Below are 16,879 nucleotides of genomic sequence, written 5' to 3'. Positions count from 1 at the left end.
GTGGTCTTGCCGTGGTCCACGTGACCGATGGTGCCCACGTTGACGTGCGGCTTGGTCCGTTCAAACTTGCCTTTTGCCATTTCTCAATTCTCCTGATCAAAGAGCAGTGCCAGTGCTCGGTTTTAGGTCTCCGCCCGCTCGCTTGACAGCCCGCTGTCACTGGCACCCAGCGGGTGAGGGAACGAAGACCGGCTTGGTATTCCTGCCGGGAGACCCGACTCGCGCCGGGCCTCCCGCGCCTCGCTCACGCGAGGACGATCACTTTCCGCGAGCGGTGATGATCGCGTCGGCGACGTTCTTCGGCGCCTCGGAGTAGTGCTTGAACTCCATCGTGTAGGTCGCGCGACCCTGCGACATCGAGCGCAGCGTGGTCGAGTAGCCGAACATCTCCGACAGCGGCACCTCGGCCTTGATGACCTTGCCACCGCCAGGCATGTCGTCCATGCCCTGCACCATGCCGCGGCGGGACGACAGGTCGCCCATCACCGAGCCGGCGTAGTCTTCCGGCGTCTCGACTTCCACGGCCATCATCGGCTCGAGGATGACGGGGCTGGCGCGACGGCAGGCTTCCTTGAAGCCCATCGAGGCGGCCATCTTGAACGCGTTTTCCGACGAGTCCACCTCGTGGTACGAACCGAAGGTCAGCGTGACCTTCACGTCCACGACCGGGAAGCCGGCCAGCACGCCGTTCGGCAGCGAGTCGATCACGCCCTTTTCCACCGCGGGGATGTACTCGCGCGGCACCACGCCGCCCTTGATCGCGTCGACGAACTCGAAGCCCTTGCCCGGCTCCTGCGGCTCGATCGTGAAGACGACGTGGCCGTACTGGCCCTTGCCGCCCGACTGGCGCACGAACTTGCCCTCGACGTCGTTCGCGGTCTTGCGGATCGTCTCGCGGTAGGCCACCTGCGGCTTGCCGACGTTGGCTTCCACGCCGAACTCGCGCTTCATGCGGTCGACGATGATCTCCAGGTGCAGCTCGCCCATGCCGGAGATGATGGTCTGGCCCGATTCCTCGTCGGTCTTGACGCGGAACGAGGGATCCTCGGCGGCCAGGCGGCTGAGCGCGATGCCCATCTTCTCCTGGTCGGCCTTGGTCTTGGGCTCGACGGCCTGCGCGATCACGGGCTCGGGGAAGACCATCTTCTCGAGCGTCACGACGGCGGACGGGTCGCACAGGGTCTCGCCCGTGGTGACTTCCTTCAGGCCCACGCAGGCGGCGATGTCGCCGGCCAGGATCTCCTTGATTTCCTCACGCTGGTTGGCGTGCATCTGGAGAATACGGCCGATGCGCTCCTTCTTGCCCTTGATCGGGTTGTAGACGGTGTCGCCCGACTTCAGCACGCCCGAGTAGACGCGCACGAAGGTCAGCTGGCCGACGTAGGGGTCGGTCATCAGCTTGAACGCCAGCGCGGCGAACTTCTCGTTGTCGTCGGCGCGGCGGGTGACTTCCTTGTCGTCCTCGTCCGTGCCGGCCACCGGGGGGATGTCCACCGGCGAGGGCAGGAAGTCGATGACCGCGTCGAGCATGCGCTGCACGCCCTTGTTCTTGAACGCGGTGCCGCACAGCATCGGCTGGATCTCGGTCGCGATGGTGCGCGTGCGCAGGCCCAGCTTGATCTCTTCCTCGCTGAGGTCACCCTCCTCGAGGTACTTGTTCATCAGCTCTTCGCTGGCCTCGGCAGCCGCCTCGACCATGTTCTCGCGCCACTTCTGGCACTCGGCCTCGAGCTCGGCGGGGATGGCCTCGTAGTTGAACTTCATGCCCTGGCTGGCCTCGTCCCAGATGATCGCCTTCATCTTGAACAGGTCCACCACGCCCTTGAAGTTGTCCTCGGCGCCGATCGGCACGACGATGGGCACGGGGTTGGCCTTCAGGCGGGTCTTCATCTGGTCGTAGACCTTGAAGAAGTTCGCGCCGGTGCGGTCCATCTTGTTGACGAACGCCAGACGCGGCACCTTGTACTTGTTGGCCTGACGCCAGACGGTCTCGGACTGCGGCTGCACGCCGCCGACCGCGCAGTACACCATGCACGCGCCGTCGAGCACGCGCATCGAGCGCTCCACCTCGATGGTGAAGTCCACGTGCCCCGGGGTGTCGATGATGTTGAAGCGGTGCTCCGGATAGGACATGTCCATGCCCTTCCAGAAGCAGGTGGTGGCGGCCGACGTGATCGTGATGCCGCGCTCCTGCTCCTGCTCCATCCAGTCCATCGTCGCGGCGCCGTCGTGCACCTCGCCGATCTTGTGGTTCACACCGGTGTAGTACAGGATGCGCTCGGTCGTGGTCGTCTTGCCGGCGTCGATGTGAGCCGAGATACCAATGTTGCGGTAGCGCTCGATCGGGGTCTTGCGGGACATGGTGTCACTCCAAAAACAAAGGCCGACCCGCGGTGTCTCGTGGACAGGGCGGGTAGGCCAGGGTGTCTCTCGACAGTGAGGGAGAGCTTATTAGAAGCGGAAGTGCGAGAAGGCCTTGTTGGCTTCAGCCATGCGGTGCACTTCGTCGCGCTTCTTCATCGCGCCGCCGCGGCCTTCCGAGGCTTCCAGCAGCTCGTTGGCCAGGCGCTGGGCCATCGACTTCTCGCCGCGCTTGCGCGCCGATTCCTTGAGCCAGCGCATGCCCAGCGCCACGCGACGCACGGGGCGAACTTCCACGGGAACTTGGTAGTTCGCACCGCCCACGCGGCGGGACTTCACTTCGACCATCGGCTTGACGTTGTTCAGCGCGGTCAGGAACACTTCCAGCGGATCCTTGCCGGACTTCTTCTCGACCTGCTCGAGGGCACCGTAGATGATGCGCTCAGCAACGGCCTTCTTGCCCGACTCCATGATCACGTTCATGAACTTGGACAGATCGATGTTGCCGAACTTCGGGTCCGGCAGGATCTCGCGCTTCGGTACTTCGCGACGACGAGGCATGATTCACTTCCTTTTCGCTTCAGTTGGTGCGGCGACTGCCGCCTGCACCGCGGGCGTCCCTCATGGACCACCCACTTACTCGGCAAGCCGCTCTTCCGGCCCACCGCAAACACGTCCGGCCCGCACTGTCGGCGCGCGCCATGACAACTTGATTTCTTAGGCCTTCTTCGGGCGCTTCGCGCCGTACTTCGAACGCGACTGCTTGCGGTCCTTGACGCCCTGGAGGTCCAGCGAGCCGCGCACGATGTGGTAGCGCACGCCCGGCAGATCCTTCACCCGGCCGCCGCGCACCAGCACGACGCTGTGCTCTTGCAGGTTGTGGCCTTCGCCGCCGATGTAGGAGATGATCTCGAAGCCGTTGGTCAGGCGCACCTTGGCGACCTTACGCAGAGCGGAGTTCGGCTTCTTCGGCGTGGTGGTGTAGACACGCGTGCAGACACCGCGGCGCTGGGGCGAACCTTCCATGGCCGGAGACTTGGACTTCGTGGTCTCGGTCTCACGACCGTGGCGCACGAGCTGGTTGATGGTTGGCATAGGTAACTTGTTCCCGTTTGAAGTCACTGATTTTTTTCGGAAGGCATGCCGGGCGCCCCGTGGTCCGGAGTCGGGCCCGAGGCCGGATGTGCGACGCAATCACTGCGTATCCGGTGGGCCGCCCAGGCAAAGAGCGCGGCAGCAAACTGCCGAAAAGCTTTCGATTATATTCGGGGCACGTTCCCCTCGCAAGCAAGAACCCCCCAGGGTCCCAAAGGATGTCACAGGCGGCCGGCCTCGGACGCGGCGGCTTCCGCCCGGCGGCTCGCGGGGACCTGCCGCCTCCCGGCGCTGGAGCCGCCCATTCTGCTGTTTTCCCAATCCCCTTCCGGCATCCCGACCGAAGCGCCTGCCGCGGCGGCGCCACGCGTGGTGCTCGACACCAACGTGCTGCTCGACTGGCTGGTGTTCGGCGATCCGGCCGTGGCGCCGCTCGCGGCCGGCATCGCCTCCGGCCGCCTGCGCTGGATCGCGACGCCCTCGATGCGGCTGGAGTTCGAGCGCGTGCTGGACTATCCGCAGGTGGCCCGCTTCGGCGCCGACCGCGCGGCGGCGGCCGAACTGTGGCGGCGCCATGCCCTGATGAGCGAGGCGCCGCCGCCCTGCCCGCTGCTGCGCTGCGGCGACCCGGACGACCAGATGTTCATCGACCTCGCGGTCGCTGCCGGCGCCCGCTGGCTGTTCAGCAAGGACCGCGAGGTGCTCAAGCTCGCCCGCCGCGCCCGCGGCCACGGCCTCGAGGTGCTCCGGCCCGCGAGCTGGACGGGCTGAAGCCGCGCACGGCCAGCGCTCGACCATGAAAAAGGGGCGGCCATGGCCGCCCCTCGTCATGCAGGCGCCTTGCGGCGCCACCCCTGCCCTTACTCGGCAGGCGTCTCGTCGTCGCTGTCGCCGTCGACCTGCGCCATCTCGAGCGCAGCCCGCTCCTCCGCCTCCTGGAGGGCGATGGCGCGGCGCTCGGCCTCGTCCATCTCCTCCTTGGCCTTGCGGGCCTGGTGGAAGGCGAGACCGGTGCCGGCCGGGATCAGGCGGCCCACGATCACGTTCTCCTTGAGACCGCGCAGCTCGTCGCGCTTGCCCATGATCGCCGCCTCGGTCAGCACGCGCGTGGTCTCCTGGAAGGAGGCCGCGGAGATGAACGAGTCGGTCGAGAGCGAGGCCTTGGTGATGCCCAGCAGCACGTCGGCGTGCGTGGCGATCATCTTGCCCTCGGCGACCATGCGGTCGTTGGTGTCGAGCAGCTCCGAGCGCTCCACCTGCTCGCCGGCGATGTAGTGCGTATCGCCCGGGTTGACGATCTGCACGCGGCGCAGCATCTGGCGAACGATCACCTCGATGTGCTTGTCGTTGATCTTCACGCCCTGCAGACGGTAGACGTCCTGCACCTCGTCGACGATGTAGCGCGCCAGCTCCTCGATGCCCAGCAGGCGCAGGATGTCCTGCGGGTCCGCCGCGCCGTCGACGATCAGCTCGCCGCGGTTCACCACCTGGCCCTCGTGCACGAGGATGTTCTTCTCCTTGGGCACCAGCTCCTCCCAGACCTTGCCGTCCGGGTCGGTGATCTGCAGGCGCACCTTGCCCTTGGTCTCCTTGCCGAAGGACACCGTGCCGGTGGCCTCGGCCAGCGTGCCCTTGTCCTTCGGGCTGCGGGCCTCGAAGAGCTCGGCCACCCGCGGCAGACCGCCGGTGATGTCTCGCGTCTTCTGGCCTTCGACCGGGATGCGCGCGAGCACTTCACCGGGGGCGAGGTCCTGGCCGTCGCGGATCTGGATCAGCGCGCCGACCTGGAAGCCGATCGTCACCGAGTGGTCGGTGCCGGGGATCTTGACCTCGTTGCCGTTGGCGTCGAGCAGCTTGACCTGCGGACGCACGACCTTGGCCGCGCCGCGGCGCTTCGGGTCGATCACCACCAGCGTCGACAGGCCCGTGACCTCGTCGACCTGCTTGGCGACCGTCACGCCCTCCTCGACGTTCTCGAACTTCGCGCGACCGGCGAATTCCGTGATGATCGGGCGGGTCAGCGGGTCCCAGTTCGCCAGGATCAGGCCGGCCTTGAGCTGCTGGTCGGGCTTGACGTTGAGCGTCGCGCCGTACGGCACCTTGTGGCGCTCGCGCTCGCGGCCGTGCTGGTCGGAGATGATGATCTCGCCGGAACGCGAGATCACCACCAGCTCGCCCTTGCCGTTGGTCACGTAGCGCATCGTCGGGTTGAAGCCGATGAAGCCGTCGGACTTGGCCTCGACGCTGGACGCCACCGCCGCGCGCGAAGCCGCGCCGCCGATGTGGAAGGTCCGCATCGTCAGCTGCGTGCCGGGCTCGCCGATCGACTGCGCGGCGATCACGCCCACCGCCTCGCCGGTGTTGACCAGGCCGCCGCGGCCGAGGTCGCGGCCGTAGCACTTGGCGCACAGGCCGAAGCGCGTCGCGCAGGTCAGCGGCGTGCGCACCTTGACCTCGTCGGCGCCGGCCGCCTCGATCTCGTCGAGCGCATCCTCGTCCAGCATCTGGCCGGCCGCGATCAGCACGTCCTGCGTCTCGGGGTTGATCACCTCGGTGGCCGTGACGCGACCCAGGATGCGGTCGCGCAGGCTCTCGATGACCTCACCGCCCTCGACCAGCGCGCGCATCGCGATGCCGTTGCTGGTGCCGCAGTCGTCCTCGGTGACCACCAGGTCCTGCGTCACGTCGACCAGGCGACGCGTCAGGTAGCCGGAGTTCGCGGTCTTCAGCGCCGTGTCGGCCAGGCCCTTTCGGGCGCCGTGCGTCGAGATGAAGTACTGCAGAACGTTCAGGCCTTCGCGGAAGTTCGCGGTGATCGGCGTCTCGATGATCGAGCCGTCCGGCTTGGCCATCAGGCCGCGCATGCCCGCGAGCTGGCGGATCTGGGCGGCGGAGCCCCGCGCACCGGAGTCGGCCATCATGTAGATGGAGTTGAACGACTCCTGGTCCACTTCCTTGCCGTTGCGGTCGATGGTCTTCTGCTTGGCCAGCTGGCTCATCATGACCTTGCCGACCTCGTCACCCGTCTTGCCCCAGATGTCGACGACCTTGTTGTAGCGCTCGCCGGCGGTCACGAGACCCGAGACGTACTGCTGCTCGATCTCCTTGACCTCCTTCTCGGCACGCTCGATCAGGCCGTACTTCTCCTTCGGCACCAGCATGTCGTCGATCGCGATCGAGATGCCGGCGCGCGTCGCGAGCCGGAAGCCCGACTGCAGCAGCTTGTCGGCGAACACGACCGTTTCCTTCAGACCGCACTTGCGGAACGAGGTGTTGATCAGGCGCGAGATCTCCTTCTTCTTCAGCGCCTTGTTCAGGTTGCTGAAGGGCAGGCCCTTGGGCAGGATCTCCGACAGCAGCGCACGGCCGACCGTGGTGTCCACGAGCTTGGTCTCGGGGATGAACTCGCCCGTGTCCTTGTTCTTCGTGTACTCGGTCAGGCGCACGCTGATCTTCGCCGTGATCTCGACCTGGCCGTTGTCCAGCGCGCGCTGCACCTCGGCGACGTCCGAGAAGATCAGGCCTTCGCCACGGCCGTTGATGCGCTCGCGGGTGGCGTAGTAGAGACCCAGCACCACGTCCTGCGACGGCACGATCGACGGCTCGCCGTTGGCGGGGAACAGCACGTTGTTGGACGCCAGCATCAGCGTGCGGGCTTCCATCTGCGCCTCGATCGACAGCGGCACGTGGACGGCCATCTGGTCGCCGTCGAAGTCGGCGTTGAACGCGGCGCAGACCAGCGGGTGCAGCTGGATCGCCTTGCCCTCGATCAGCACCGGCTCGAAGGCCTGGATGCCGAGGCGGTGCAGGGTCGGTGCGCGGTTGAGCATCACCGGGTGTTCCTTGATCACTTCCTCAAGGATGTCCCACACCACCGGCGTGCCGGCTTCGACTTCCTTCTTCGCCGCCTTGATGGTGGTGGCGATGCCCATCGCCTCCAGGCGCGAGAAGATGAAGGGCTTGAACAGCTCGAGCGCCATCAGCTTGGGCAGGCCGCACTGGTGCAGCTTGAGCGTCGGGCCCACGGTGATGACCGAACGGCCCGAGTAGTCGACGCGCTTGCCCAGCAGGTTCTGGCGGAAGCGGCCGCTCTTGCCCTTGATCATGTCGGCGAGCGACTTCAGGGCGCGCTTGTTCGCGCCCGTCATCGCCTTGCCGCGACGGCCGTTGTCCAGCAGCGAGTCCACCGCTTCCTGCAGCATGCGCTTCTCGTTGCGCACGATGATCTCGGGCGCGTTGAGCTCGAGCAGGCGCGCGAGGCGGTTGTTGCGGTTGATGACGCGGCGGTAGAGGTCGTTCAGGTCGGAGGTCGCGAAGCGGCCGCCGTCCAGCGGAACGAGCGGGCGCAGGTCCGGCGGCAGCACCGGCAGCACTTCCAGCACCATCCAGTTCGGCTTGATGCCGGACTTCTTGAAGGCCTCCATGACCTTCAGGCGCTTGGAGTTCTTCTTGACCTTGAGCTCGGAGCCGGTCATGTCGTTGCGCAGGCGGTCGATCTCGACGTCGAGGTCGAGCTCCTCCAGCAGCTTCTTGACGCCCTCGGCACCCATCAGCGCGACGAACTCGTCACCGTACTCGCGACGCTTCGCGTCGTAGTCGTCCTCGCTCATGATCGAGAACTTCTTCAGCGGGGTCATGCCGGGGTCGACCACGACATACGCTTCGAAGTACAGCACGCGCTCGATGTCGCGCAGCGTCATGTCGAGCACGAGGCCCAGACGCGACGGCAGCGACTTCAGGAACCAGATGTGCGCGCAGGGCGCCGCCAGGTCGATGTGACCCATGCGGTCACGGCGCACCTTGGTCTGCGTGACCTCGACGCCGCACTTCTCGCAGATCACGCCGCGGTGCTTCAGGCGCTTGTACTTGCCGCACAGGCACTCGTAGTCCTTGATCGGGCCGAAGATCTTGGCGCAGAAGAGACCGTCGCGTTCCGGCTTGAAGGTCCGGTAGTTGATCGTCTCGGGCTTCTTCACCTCGCCGAACGACCAGCTGCGGATCTTCTCCGGCGACGCGAGGCCGATCTTGATGGCATCGAAATGCTCATCGGGGGTGAACTGCTTGAAAAGGTCCAGCAAGCCTCTCATGCATCTCTCCTTTAGTTGCGCTCGAGCTCGATGTCGATGCCGAGCGAACGAATTTCCTTGACCAGCACGTTGAACGATTCCGGCATGCCGGCGTCGATCGCGTGCTCGCCCTTGACGATGTTCTCGTAGACCTTGGTGCGGCCGTTCACGTCGTCGGACTTGACGGTCAGCATCTCCTGCAGCACGTAGGACGCGCCATAGGCCTCCAGCGCCCACACTTCCATCTCACCGAAGCGCTGGCCGCCGAACTGCGCCTTGCCGCCCAGCGGCTGCTGGGTGACGAGCGAGTACGGGCCCGTGGAGCGGGCGTGCATCTTGTCGTCCACCAGGTGGTGCAGCTTCAGCACGTGCATGTAGCCGACCGTGACCGGGCGCTCGAACTGCTCGCCGGTGCGGCCGTCGCACAGGTAGGCCTGCGTGCGGGTCGGGGTGAGGCCCTTGCGTGCCGCGATCTCGTCCGGATAGGCGAGCTTGAGCATCGCGCGGATCTCTTCCTCGGCCGCGCCGTCGAACACCGGCGTCGCGAACGGCACGCCCTTGCTCAGGTTCTGCGCCATCTCGATGACCTCGTCGTCCGACAGCTGGCTCAGGTCCTCGGCGGTGCCGCCGGACTTGTTGTACAGCTCGTCGAAGAACGCGCGCAGCTCCTCCACGCGGGACTGCTGCTGCAGCATGTCGCCGATGCGCTGGCCGATCCCCTTGCCGGCCCAGCCCAGGTGCACTTCAAGCACCTGGCCCACGTTCATCCGCGACGGGACGCCCAGCGGGTTCAGCACGATGTCCGCCGGCGTGCCGTCGGCCATGTAGGGCATGTCCTCGACCGGGACGATCTTGGAGACCACACCCTTGTTGCCGTGGCGGCCGGCCATCTTGTCGCCGGGCTGCAGGCGGCGCTTGACGGCGAGGTAGACCTTCACCATCTTCAGCACGCCCGCAGGCAGCTCGTCGCCCTGCGTGAGCTTCTTGCGCTTCTCCTCGAACGCGAGGTCGAAGCTGTGGCGCGTCTGCTCGAGCGAGTTCTTGATCGACTCGAGCTGGTTGGCCACGTCCTCGTCCGCCGGGCGGATGTCGAACCAGTGGTACTTCTCGACCTCGGCCAGGTACTCCTTGGTCAGCACCGCGCCGCGCGCGAGCTTCTTCGGGCCGCCGTTGGCAGTCTTGTCGACCAGCAGCTTCTCGATCCGGTCGAAGGCGTCCGCTTCCACGATGCGCAGCTGGTCGTTCAGGTCCAGGCGGAAGCGCTTGAGCTCGTCGTCGATGATCTGCTGGGCGCGCTTGTCGCGCTGGATGCCTTCGCGGGTGAACACCTGCACGTCGATCACGGTGCCGTTGGTGCCCTGGTCCACGCGCAGCGAGGTGTCCTTCACGTCGGAGGCCTTCTCGCCGAAGATCGCGCGCAGCAGCTTCTCTTCCGGCGTGAGGGTCGTCTCGCCCTTCGGCGTCACCTTGCCGACCAGCACGTCGCCGGCCGTCACTTCGGCACCGATGTAGACGATGCCCGACTCGTCCAGGCGCGAGAGCTGGTGCTCGGACAGGTTCGGGATGTCGCGCGTGATCTCCTCGGAGCCGAGCTTCGTGTCGCGCGCCATCACGACCAGCTCCTCGATGTGGATCGAGGTGTAGCGGTCTTCGGCGACGACGCGCTCGCTGATCAGGATCGAGTCCTCGAAGTTGTAGCCGTTCCAGGGCATGAACGCGACCAGCATGTTCTGGCCGAGTGCCAGTTCGCCGATGTCGGTGGAGGCACCGTCGGCGATGATGTCCTCGGCCGCCACCTTGTCCCCGCGGCGCACGATCGGGCGCTGGTGGATGTTGGTGTTCTGGTTGGAACGCTGGTACTTGATCAGGTTGTAGATGTCGACGCCGACCTCGCCCGCCACCGTCTCCGCGTCGTTGACGCGGATCACGATGCGGTTGGTGTCGACGTAGTCCACCACGCCGCCGCGCTTGGCGGCGACGACCGTGCCCGAGTCCTTCGCGGCGACGCGCTCGACGCCGGTGCCGACGAAGGCCTTCTCCGGACGCAGGGTCGGCACGGCCTGGCGCTGCATGTTCGCGCCCATCAGCGCGCGGTTCGCGTCGTCGTGCTCGAGGAAGGGCACCAGGGACGCCGCGACCGACACGATCTGCGTCGGCGCCACGTCCATGTACTGGATGCGCTCAGGAGACGTCAGCACCGATTCGCCCTTCTCGCGGGCGGACACCAGCTCGTCGCTCAGGCGGCCTTCCGCGTCGAGCGTGGCGTTGGCCTGCGCGATCACGTACTTGCCTTCCTCGATCGCCGACAGGTAGTCGATCTGGTTCGTGACCTTGCCGTCCGCGACGCGGCGGTACGGCGTCTCGAGGAAGCCGTACTCGTTGAGCTGCGCGTACAGGGCCAGCGAGTTGATCAGGCCGATGTTCGGGCCTTCCGGCGTCTCGATCGGGCACACGCGGCCGTAGTGGGTGGGGTGCACGTCGCGCACCTCGAAGCCGGCGCGCTCGCGGGTCAGACCGCCCGGGCCCAGGGCCGAGACGCGCCGCTTGTGCGTGATCTCGGACAGCGGGTTGGTCTGGTCCATGAACTGCGACAGCTGCGACGCACCGAAGAACTCCTTGAGCGCCGCGGAGATCGGCTTGGAGTTGATCAGGTCGTGCGGCATCAGCGCCTCGGTCTCGGCCTGGCCGAGGCGTTCCTTGACGGCCTTCTCGATGCGGGCGAGACCCGAGCGGTACTGGTTCTCGGCCAGCTCGCCCACGCAGCGCACGCGGCGGTTGCCCAGGTGGTCGATGTCGTCCACCTCGCCCTTGCCGTTGCGCAGGTCGACGAGGATCTTGACCACGTCGAGGATGTCCTCGTTGGACAGCGTCATCGGGCCCTCGGCCGTGTTGCGGCCGACGCGGGCGTTGAACTTCATGCGGCCCACGCGCGACAGGTCGTACGTGTCGGCGCTGTAGAACAGCCGGTTGAACAGGGCCTCGACCGCGTCTTCCGTCGGCGGCTCGCCGGGGCGCATCATGCGGTAGATCGCCACGCGCGCGGCGAGCTGGTCAGCCGTCTCGTCGGTCGCGAGCGTCTGCGAGATGTAGGGGCCCTGGTCCAGCTCGTTCGTGTAGAGGCACTGGATGTCCTTGATGCCGGCGCCGCGCAGCTTCTTCAGCAGCGAGTCGGTCAGCTCGTCGTTGGCGCGCGCGATCAGCTCGCCGGTGTCCGGGTCCACCATGTTCTTGGCCAGCACGCGGCCGACGAGGAAGTCCTCCGGCACGGTGATGAACTGGGTGCCGGACTGCTCGAGCTGCTTGGTGTGGCGCGCGGTGATGCGCTTGTCCTTCTCGACGACGACTTCACCGCTCTTGTTGGTGATGTCGAAGCGCGCGACCTCGCCCTTCAGGCGCTCGGGCACGAACTCCATCTGCGCGCCCGAGTCCATCAGGCGGAAGTTGTCGAAGACGAAGAAGTTGGCGAGGATCGATTCCGGGTTCAGGCCGATGGCCTTCAGCAGGATCGACACCGGCATCTTGCGGCGGCGGTCGACGCGGAAATAAAGGATGTCCTTCGGGTCGAATTCGAAGTCCAGCCACGAGCCGCGGTAGGGGATGATGCGAGCCGAGAACAGCAGCTTGCCGGAGCTGTGCGTCTTGCCCTTGTCGTGCTCGAAGAACACGCCCGGGGAGCGGTGCAGCTGCGACACGATGACGCGCTCGGTGCCGTTGACGATGAAGGAGCCGTAGTCCGTCATGAGCGGCACTTCGCCCATGTAGACCTCCTGCTCCTTGATCTCCTTGACCGTCTTGGCCTGCGGGCTCTCGCGGTCGTAGATGATCATCTGCAGCTTCGCGCGCACGGCGGCGGCGAACGTCAGGCCGCGCTGCTGGCACTCGCGAACGTCGAAGGGAGGTTTGGCGATGTTGTATTCGATGAACTTCATCTCCACGAACCCGTTGTGCGACACGATCGGGAACGCGGAGAGGAACGCGGCCTGCAGGCCTTCGTTCTTGCGTTTCTGCGGGGGGACGTCCTGCTGCAGGAAGGCGACATAGGAGTCCTTCTGCATCGTCAGGAGGTAGGGAACGTTGAGAACGCTCTTGCGCTTGCCGAAGCTCTTGCGGATGCGCTTGCGCTCGGTATAGGTGTACGCCATAAACACTCCGTCTCGTTAAGCGGCCTGCAAGGCCGGTGCAGTCCGCTCAATCGGGCGACTGGCGATCAGACCCGGCAAAGCCCCGTGGCTCGTCGGGGTCGGTCTGAAGCTTGGTGGCTGGCCACTACCAGCCGCTGGCGGACGACCGCGGCATTGCACCGCGGTCCGACCAAACCGGTTCCCTGCAGTCGGATCAGGGAACACTTGCAAGGACGGCACGCCGCCCTTGCAGGTGTTCCTGAGGCCGGGACGCGAGAGGGGTCTCGTGCCCGGCTTCAGAAGCGCAAAAGGCTGGGGGCCCGAAACGGGCTCCCAGCCTCGTGCAGCGGACTCGATTACTTGAGTTCCACCGTGGCGCCGGCTTCCACCAGCTTCTTCTGGGCGGCTTCGGCGTCGGCCTTGGCGATGCCTTCCTTGACGGGCTTCGGAGCGCCGTCGACCAGGTCCTTGGCTTCCTTGAGGCCCAGGCCGGTGATTTCGCGCACGGCCTTGATGACGGAGACCTTGTTCGCGCCGGCGCCGGTCAGGACGACGGTGAACTCGGTCTTCTCTTCGGCGGCCGGAGCGGCGGCGCCACCACCAGCGGCCGGAGCGGCCATTGCAGCGGCGGACACGCCGAACTTCTCTTCAATGGCCTTCACCAGGTCATTGAGTTCCATGACGGACATGGTGTCCAGTGCGGCCAGGAATGCGTCTTTGTCGAATGCCATTTTGGTTTCCTAAAACTTGAATTTCGTTGAACGGGTTCAGGCGGCGGCGGCCTCGGCGGCCGGCGCTTCCGCACCAGCACCGCGCTGCTCGGCGACGGCGGCCAGCACGCGCGCCATGCGCGACACCGGCGACTGCATCAGACCCAGCAGCTGCGACAGCAGCACTTCCTTGCTCGGGATCGAGGCCAGCGACTTCACGCCGTTGACGTCGAGTGCCTTGCCAGCGTAGGCGCCGGCCTTCAGCACGAGCTTGTCGTTGCCCTTGGCGAAGTCGGCCAGCACTTTGGCTGCCGCGACCGCGTCCTCGGAGAAGCTGTAGATCAGCGGGCCGGCCATGGACTCGGCCGCGCACTCGAAGCTCGTGCCAGCCACCGCGCGACGGGCGAGCGTGTTCTTCAGGACGTGCAGATACACGCCCTGAGCACGCGCCTGGCGGCGGAGGTTGTCGAGCTGAGCGACGGTGAGGCCACGATACTCGGCCATCGCCAGCGTCTGCGACTTGCCCGCCTGGGCCGCCACTTCCGCCACGACAGCTTGTTTCTCGTTGCGATTCAGACTCAAGGTCCACTCCTCACATAGCATCCCGGACGAGCCGGGGATGCACCGGTTTACAGCGACCTCTGTTCAGGAAACCTGGGGAACGGCCCCGAAGGACCCTTCCCCACACATCCATTCCAGCGGGTGCGCCATCTGCGCTGGCCGCCGCTCCGGACCCGGGGGTCCGTCGCGCCGATTAAGCGACCCGGGGGTCGCGCCAGCGGTCTTTGATAGCCCGCGGCAGCCGGAAAAGCCGCCACGGCCCACCAATTCCTCGGTGCCGCGCCCATCCGGGCCCGGCACCTTCGTTTCATCAGGCGTTGGCCGACAGGGCGATCGAGCCCACTTCGACACGCACGCCCACGCCCATCGTCGAGGAGACAGCCACCTTGCGCAGGTAGATGCCCTTGCTCGACGCCGGCTTGGCCTTGTTCAGCGCATCCAGCAGCGCGGCCAGGTTGCCCTTGAGCTTGTCCGAGTCGAACGAGCGGCGACCGATCGTGCCGTGGATGATGCCGGCCTTGTCGACGCGGAACTGCACCTGACCGGCCTTGGCGTTCTTCACCGCGGTGGCCACGTCGGGCGTCACGGTGCCGACCTTCGGGTTCGGCATCAGGCCGCGCGGGCCGAGGATCTGACCGAGCGTACCGACCACGCGCATCGTGTCCGGCGAGGCGATCACGACGTCGAAGTTGATGTTGCCGGCCTTGACCTGTTCGGCCAGGTCTTCCATGCCGACCACGTCGGCGCCGGCGGCACGGGCTTCCTCAGCCTTGGCGCCCTGCGCGAACACCGCGACGCGCTTGGTCTTGCCGGTGCCGTTGGGCATCACGACCGCGCCACGCACGACCTGGTCCGACTTCTTCGCGTCCACGCCCAGCTGCACCGAGACGTCGATCGACTCGTCGAACTTGGCCACGGCGAATTCCTTCACCAGGTTCAGCGCCTCGTCGATGGCGTACAGCTTGGTGGACTCGATCTTGCCCTGTTGGGCCTTCTGGCGTTTCGTCAGCTTGGCCATGATCACGCACCCTCCACGATCACGCCCATCGAGCGGGCGGAACCAGCAATCGTCTTGACGGCGGCGTCCAGATCGGCGGCCGTCAGGTCCTTCATCTTGGTCTTGGCGATTTCCTCGAGCTGGGCACGGCTGATCTTGCCCACCTTGTCGAGGTGCGCACGGCCGGAGCCCTTCTCGATCTTCACGGCCTTCTTGATCAGGACCGTCGCGGGCGGGGTCTTGATGACGAAGGTGAAGGACTTGTCCGCATAGGCCGTGATCACCACCGGCAGCTTCAGACCGGGCTCGACGCCCTGGGTCTGGGCGTTGAACGCCTTGCAGAACTCCATGATGTTCAGACCGCGCTGACCCAGCGCCGGACCGACCGGGGGCGACGGATTCGCCTTGCCCGCCGGGATTTGCAGCTTGATGAAGCCGACAATCTTCTTGGCCATGTGTTTCTCCTGGTACAAGCCCCGCGGCCAGGCGGGACTTGTCGAGTGCAAACGCAAGGGGTGGGACCTCGGGGTCCGCCCTTGCTCCTCAGGCCGGTATCACGTCACCGGCCGGCGACGGGCTGGATGAGCCGGAGCGAAGTCCGGTCGGCCCCAGCCGGGGCCATGAAACGGGGACGTCAGATCTTGCCTGCGGCCCTTGCGGGCCTTGGCGAAATTCGACGACCCATGGTCGTCAAATCTTCTCGACCTGGTGGAAGTCGAGTTCCACCGGCGTGGCACGACCGAAGATCGTGACCGACACGCGCACCTTGGACTTGTCGTAGTTGACTTCCTCCACCGCGCCGTTGAAGTCGGTGAACGGGCCTTCCTTGACACGCACCACCTCGCCAACCTCCCACTCGACCTTGGGCCGGGGCTTCTCGATGCCTTCCTGCATCTGGTTGACGATCTTCATGACCTCCTCTTCGGAGATCGGCACCGGGCGGTTGCGCGCCCCGCCGACGAAGCCGGTCACCTTCGAGGTGTGCTTGACCAGGTGCCAGGACTCGTCGTCCATCAGCATCTCCACCAGCACGTAGCCGGGGAAGAAGCGGCGCTCGGTGACGGCCTTCTTGCCGTTCTTGACCTCGACGACCTCTTCGGTCGGCACCAGGATGCGGCCGAACTTGGCCTGCATGCCGGCGCGGTCGATGCGCTCGCGCAGATTGCGCTCGACCGCCTTCTCCATGCCGGAGTACGCGTGGACCACGTACCAGCGCAGGGCGGGAGCCGCGGGGGCGGCGGCGTTGTTACTTGCTGCTTCGCTCATCGTCATGCCCTCTTTCAGCCTCTCCAGCCCAGGACCAGATCGTACAGGACCCACTCGAGCGTCTTGTCGGTCAGCCACAGGAACAGGGCCATCACGACGACGAAGGCGAACACGTAGCCCGTCATCTGCATGGCCTCCTTGCGGGTGGGCCACACGACCTTCTTGACCTCGCGGGTCGCTTCCCGGGCGAAGCCGATCAACTGCCGGCCGGGCTCCGCGGAGAAGAACAATCCCACCGCTGCCGCCAGACCGACCAGCAGGGCGAGCACGCGCACCCACAGGTCCTGCGTACCGAGCATGTAGAACACGGCCACGGCGCCGAGCACCAGCAGGCCGGAAACCGACAGCTTGGCCTTGTCCGCACCGGTGGTGACGGTTTCGACTTGAGGATTGTTCATTGGTTCAGTTTCACGGGCCCCGCCGCGCGCAAAGGCCGACGAGCGCAACCATCAGCAGCAAAGCCCGCGGGCCTCAGGCCCCTCTCGGGACCCTGCCTGCGGGCTGCCTTTGGCGATCAGACCGATCCGGATCAGAGCCCCGGATCAAGAAGTCTGGCAGGGGCAGAGGGAATCGAACCCCCAACCTTCGGTTTTGGAGACCGACGCTCTGCCAATTGAGCTATACCCCTAGCGCCTTTACTCTTTTACTCGATGATCTTCGCGACGACGCCGGCGCCGACGGTGCGGCCGCCCTCGCGGATCG

At 66.0% G+C, this 16,879-nt stretch carries 12 protein-coding genes, 1 tRNA gene and 1 pseudogene; 1 reads left to right on the top strand and 13 read right to left on the bottom strand.

What is annotated here, in order from left to right; all coding sequences use genetic code 11:
• The 4 genes and pseudogenes from D3A59_RS23460 to rpsL form a co-directional block, all read right to left on the bottom strand.
• Window positions 1-80 (bottom strand): annotated as a pseudogene (locus D3A59_RS23460) (GTP-binding protein); the annotation flags it as partial.
• A 178-nt stretch (window positions 81-258) separates the two neighbouring features.
• Complete coding sequence (gene fusA, locus D3A59_RS23455) at window positions 259-2,361, bottom strand: elongation factor G (RefSeq protein WP_119157741.1); 2,103 nt, start codon at window positions 2,359-2,361, stop codon at window positions 259-261.
• Window positions 2,362-2,451: 90 nt separating this feature from the next.
• On the bottom strand, window positions 2,452-2,922 hold the full coding sequence (gene rpsG, locus D3A59_RS23450) for a 30S ribosomal protein S7 (protein ID WP_119157740.1): 471 nt from the start codon (window positions 2,920-2,922) through the stop codon (window positions 2,452-2,454).
• A gap of 156 nt (window positions 2,923-3,078) precedes the next feature.
• On the bottom strand, window positions 3,079-3,456 hold the full coding sequence (gene rpsL / locus D3A59_RS23445) for a 30S ribosomal protein S12 (protein ID WP_119157739.1): 378 nt from the start codon (window positions 3,454-3,456) through the stop codon (window positions 3,079-3,081).
• Between the two features lie 369 nt (window positions 3,457-3,825).
• Between rpsL and D3A59_RS26525 the strand changes: the two genes are divergently transcribed.
• On the top strand, window positions 3,826-4,227 hold the full coding sequence (locus tag D3A59_RS26525; RefSeq protein WP_240636187.1) for a PIN domain-containing protein: 402 nt from the start codon (window positions 3,826-3,828) through the stop codon (window positions 4,225-4,227).
• 89 nt (window positions 4,228-4,316) lie between these two features.
• On the opposite strand, the gene rpoC is transcribed toward D3A59_RS26525, so the two are convergent.
• From rpoC to D3A59_RS23395, 9 genes are all read right to left on the bottom strand, one after another.
• Entirely contained in the window at window positions 4,317-8,543 is a 4,227-nt protein-coding gene (rpoC, locus tag D3A59_RS23435) for a DNA-directed RNA polymerase subunit beta' (protein WP_119157737.1), read from the bottom strand.
• An 11-nt stretch (window positions 8,544-8,554) separates the two neighbouring features.
• Window positions 8,555-12,664 (bottom strand): DNA-directed RNA polymerase subunit beta, encoded by a 4,110-nt coding sequence (gene rpoB, locus D3A59_RS23430; RefSeq protein ID WP_119157736.1) that lies wholly within the window; start codon window positions 12,662-12,664, stop codon window positions 8,555-8,557.
• Window positions 12,665-12,999: 335 nt separating this feature from the next.
• The gene (gene rplL, locus D3A59_RS23425; RefSeq protein ID WP_119157735.1) at window positions 13,000-13,374 is read right to left on the bottom strand and encodes a 50S ribosomal protein L7/L12; all 375 of its coding nucleotides are present in this window, start codon (window positions 13,372-13,374) and stop codon (window positions 13,000-13,002) included.
• 36 nt (window positions 13,375-13,410) lie between these two features.
• Complete coding sequence (rplJ, locus tag D3A59_RS23420) at window positions 13,411-13,935, bottom strand: 50S ribosomal protein L10 (RefSeq protein ID WP_119157734.1); 525 nt, start codon at window positions 13,933-13,935, stop codon at window positions 13,411-13,413.
• A gap of 289 nt (window positions 13,936-14,224) precedes the next feature.
• Entirely contained in the window at window positions 14,225-14,932 is a 708-nt protein-coding gene (gene rplA / locus D3A59_RS23415) for a 50S ribosomal protein L1 (RefSeq protein ID WP_119157733.1), read from the bottom strand.
• 2 nt (window positions 14,933-14,934) lie between these two features.
• Window positions 14,935-15,366, bottom strand: a complete 432-nt coding sequence (rplK, locus tag D3A59_RS23410; RefSeq protein WP_119157732.1) for a 50S ribosomal protein L11 — start codon at window positions 15,364-15,366, stop codon at window positions 14,935-14,937.
• A 235-nt stretch (window positions 15,367-15,601) separates the two neighbouring features.
• The gene (nusG, locus tag D3A59_RS23405; RefSeq protein ID WP_119157742.1) at window positions 15,602-16,177 is read right to left on the bottom strand and encodes a transcription termination/antitermination protein NusG; all 576 of its coding nucleotides are present in this window, start codon (window positions 16,175-16,177) and stop codon (window positions 15,602-15,604) included.
• A gap of 14 nt (window positions 16,178-16,191) precedes the next feature.
• Complete coding sequence (gene secE, locus D3A59_RS23400; protein ID WP_119157731.1) at window positions 16,192-16,575, bottom strand: preprotein translocase subunit SecE; 384 nt, start codon at window positions 16,573-16,575, stop codon at window positions 16,192-16,194.
• Between the two features lie 154 nt (window positions 16,576-16,729).
• Window positions 16,730-16,805 (bottom strand) — tRNA-Trp (locus D3A59_RS23395).
• Window positions 16,806-16,879 lie beyond the last annotated feature (74 nt).

The organism is Caldimonas tepidiphila (genome assembly GCF_003569765.1).
Classification (GTDB): Bacteria; Pseudomonadota; Gammaproteobacteria; order Burkholderiales; family Burkholderiaceae_C; genus Caldimonas; species Caldimonas tepidiphila.
This window is presented reverse-complemented; position numbering and strand designations above follow the sequence as displayed.

Excerpts from the sequence above, each read along its gene's own strand:
- rplL (WP_119157735.1), bottom strand. The coding sequence starts at position 13,374 with ATGGCATTCGACAAAGACGCATTCCTGGCCGCACTGGACACCATGTCC.
- secE (WP_119157731.1), bottom strand. The coding sequence starts at position 16,575 with ATGAACAATCCTCAAGTCGAAACCGTCACCACCGGTGCGGACAAGGCC.
- rplK (WP_119157732.1), bottom strand. The coding sequence starts at position 15,366 with ATGGCCAAGAAGATTGTCGGCTTCATCAAGCTGCAAATCCCGGCGGGC.
- rpsL (WP_119157739.1), bottom strand. The coding sequence starts at position 3,456 with ATGCCAACCATCAACCAGCTCGTGCGCCACGGTCGTGAGACCGAGACC.
- rpoB (WP_119157736.1), bottom strand. The coding sequence starts at position 12,664 with ATGGCGTACACCTATACCGAGCGCAAGCGCATCCGCAAGAGCTTCGGC.
- fusA (WP_119157741.1), bottom strand. The coding sequence starts at position 2,361 with ATGTCCCGCAAGACCCCGATCGAGCGCTACCGCAACATTGGTATCTCG.
- nusG (WP_119157742.1), bottom strand. The coding sequence starts at position 16,177 with ATGAGCGAAGCAGCAAGTAACAACGCCGCCGCCCCCGCGGCTCCCGCC.
- rplA (WP_119157733.1), bottom strand. The coding sequence starts at position 14,932 with ATGGCCAAGCTGACGAAACGCCAGAAGGCCCAACAGGGCAAGATCGAG.
- rpsG (WP_119157740.1), bottom strand. The coding sequence starts at position 2,922 with ATGCCTCGTCGTCGCGAAGTACCGAAGCGCGAGATCCTGCCGGACCCG.
- rpoC (WP_119157737.1), bottom strand. The coding sequence starts at position 8,543 with ATGAGAGGCTTGCTGGACCTTTTCAAGCAGTTCACCCCCGATGAGCAT.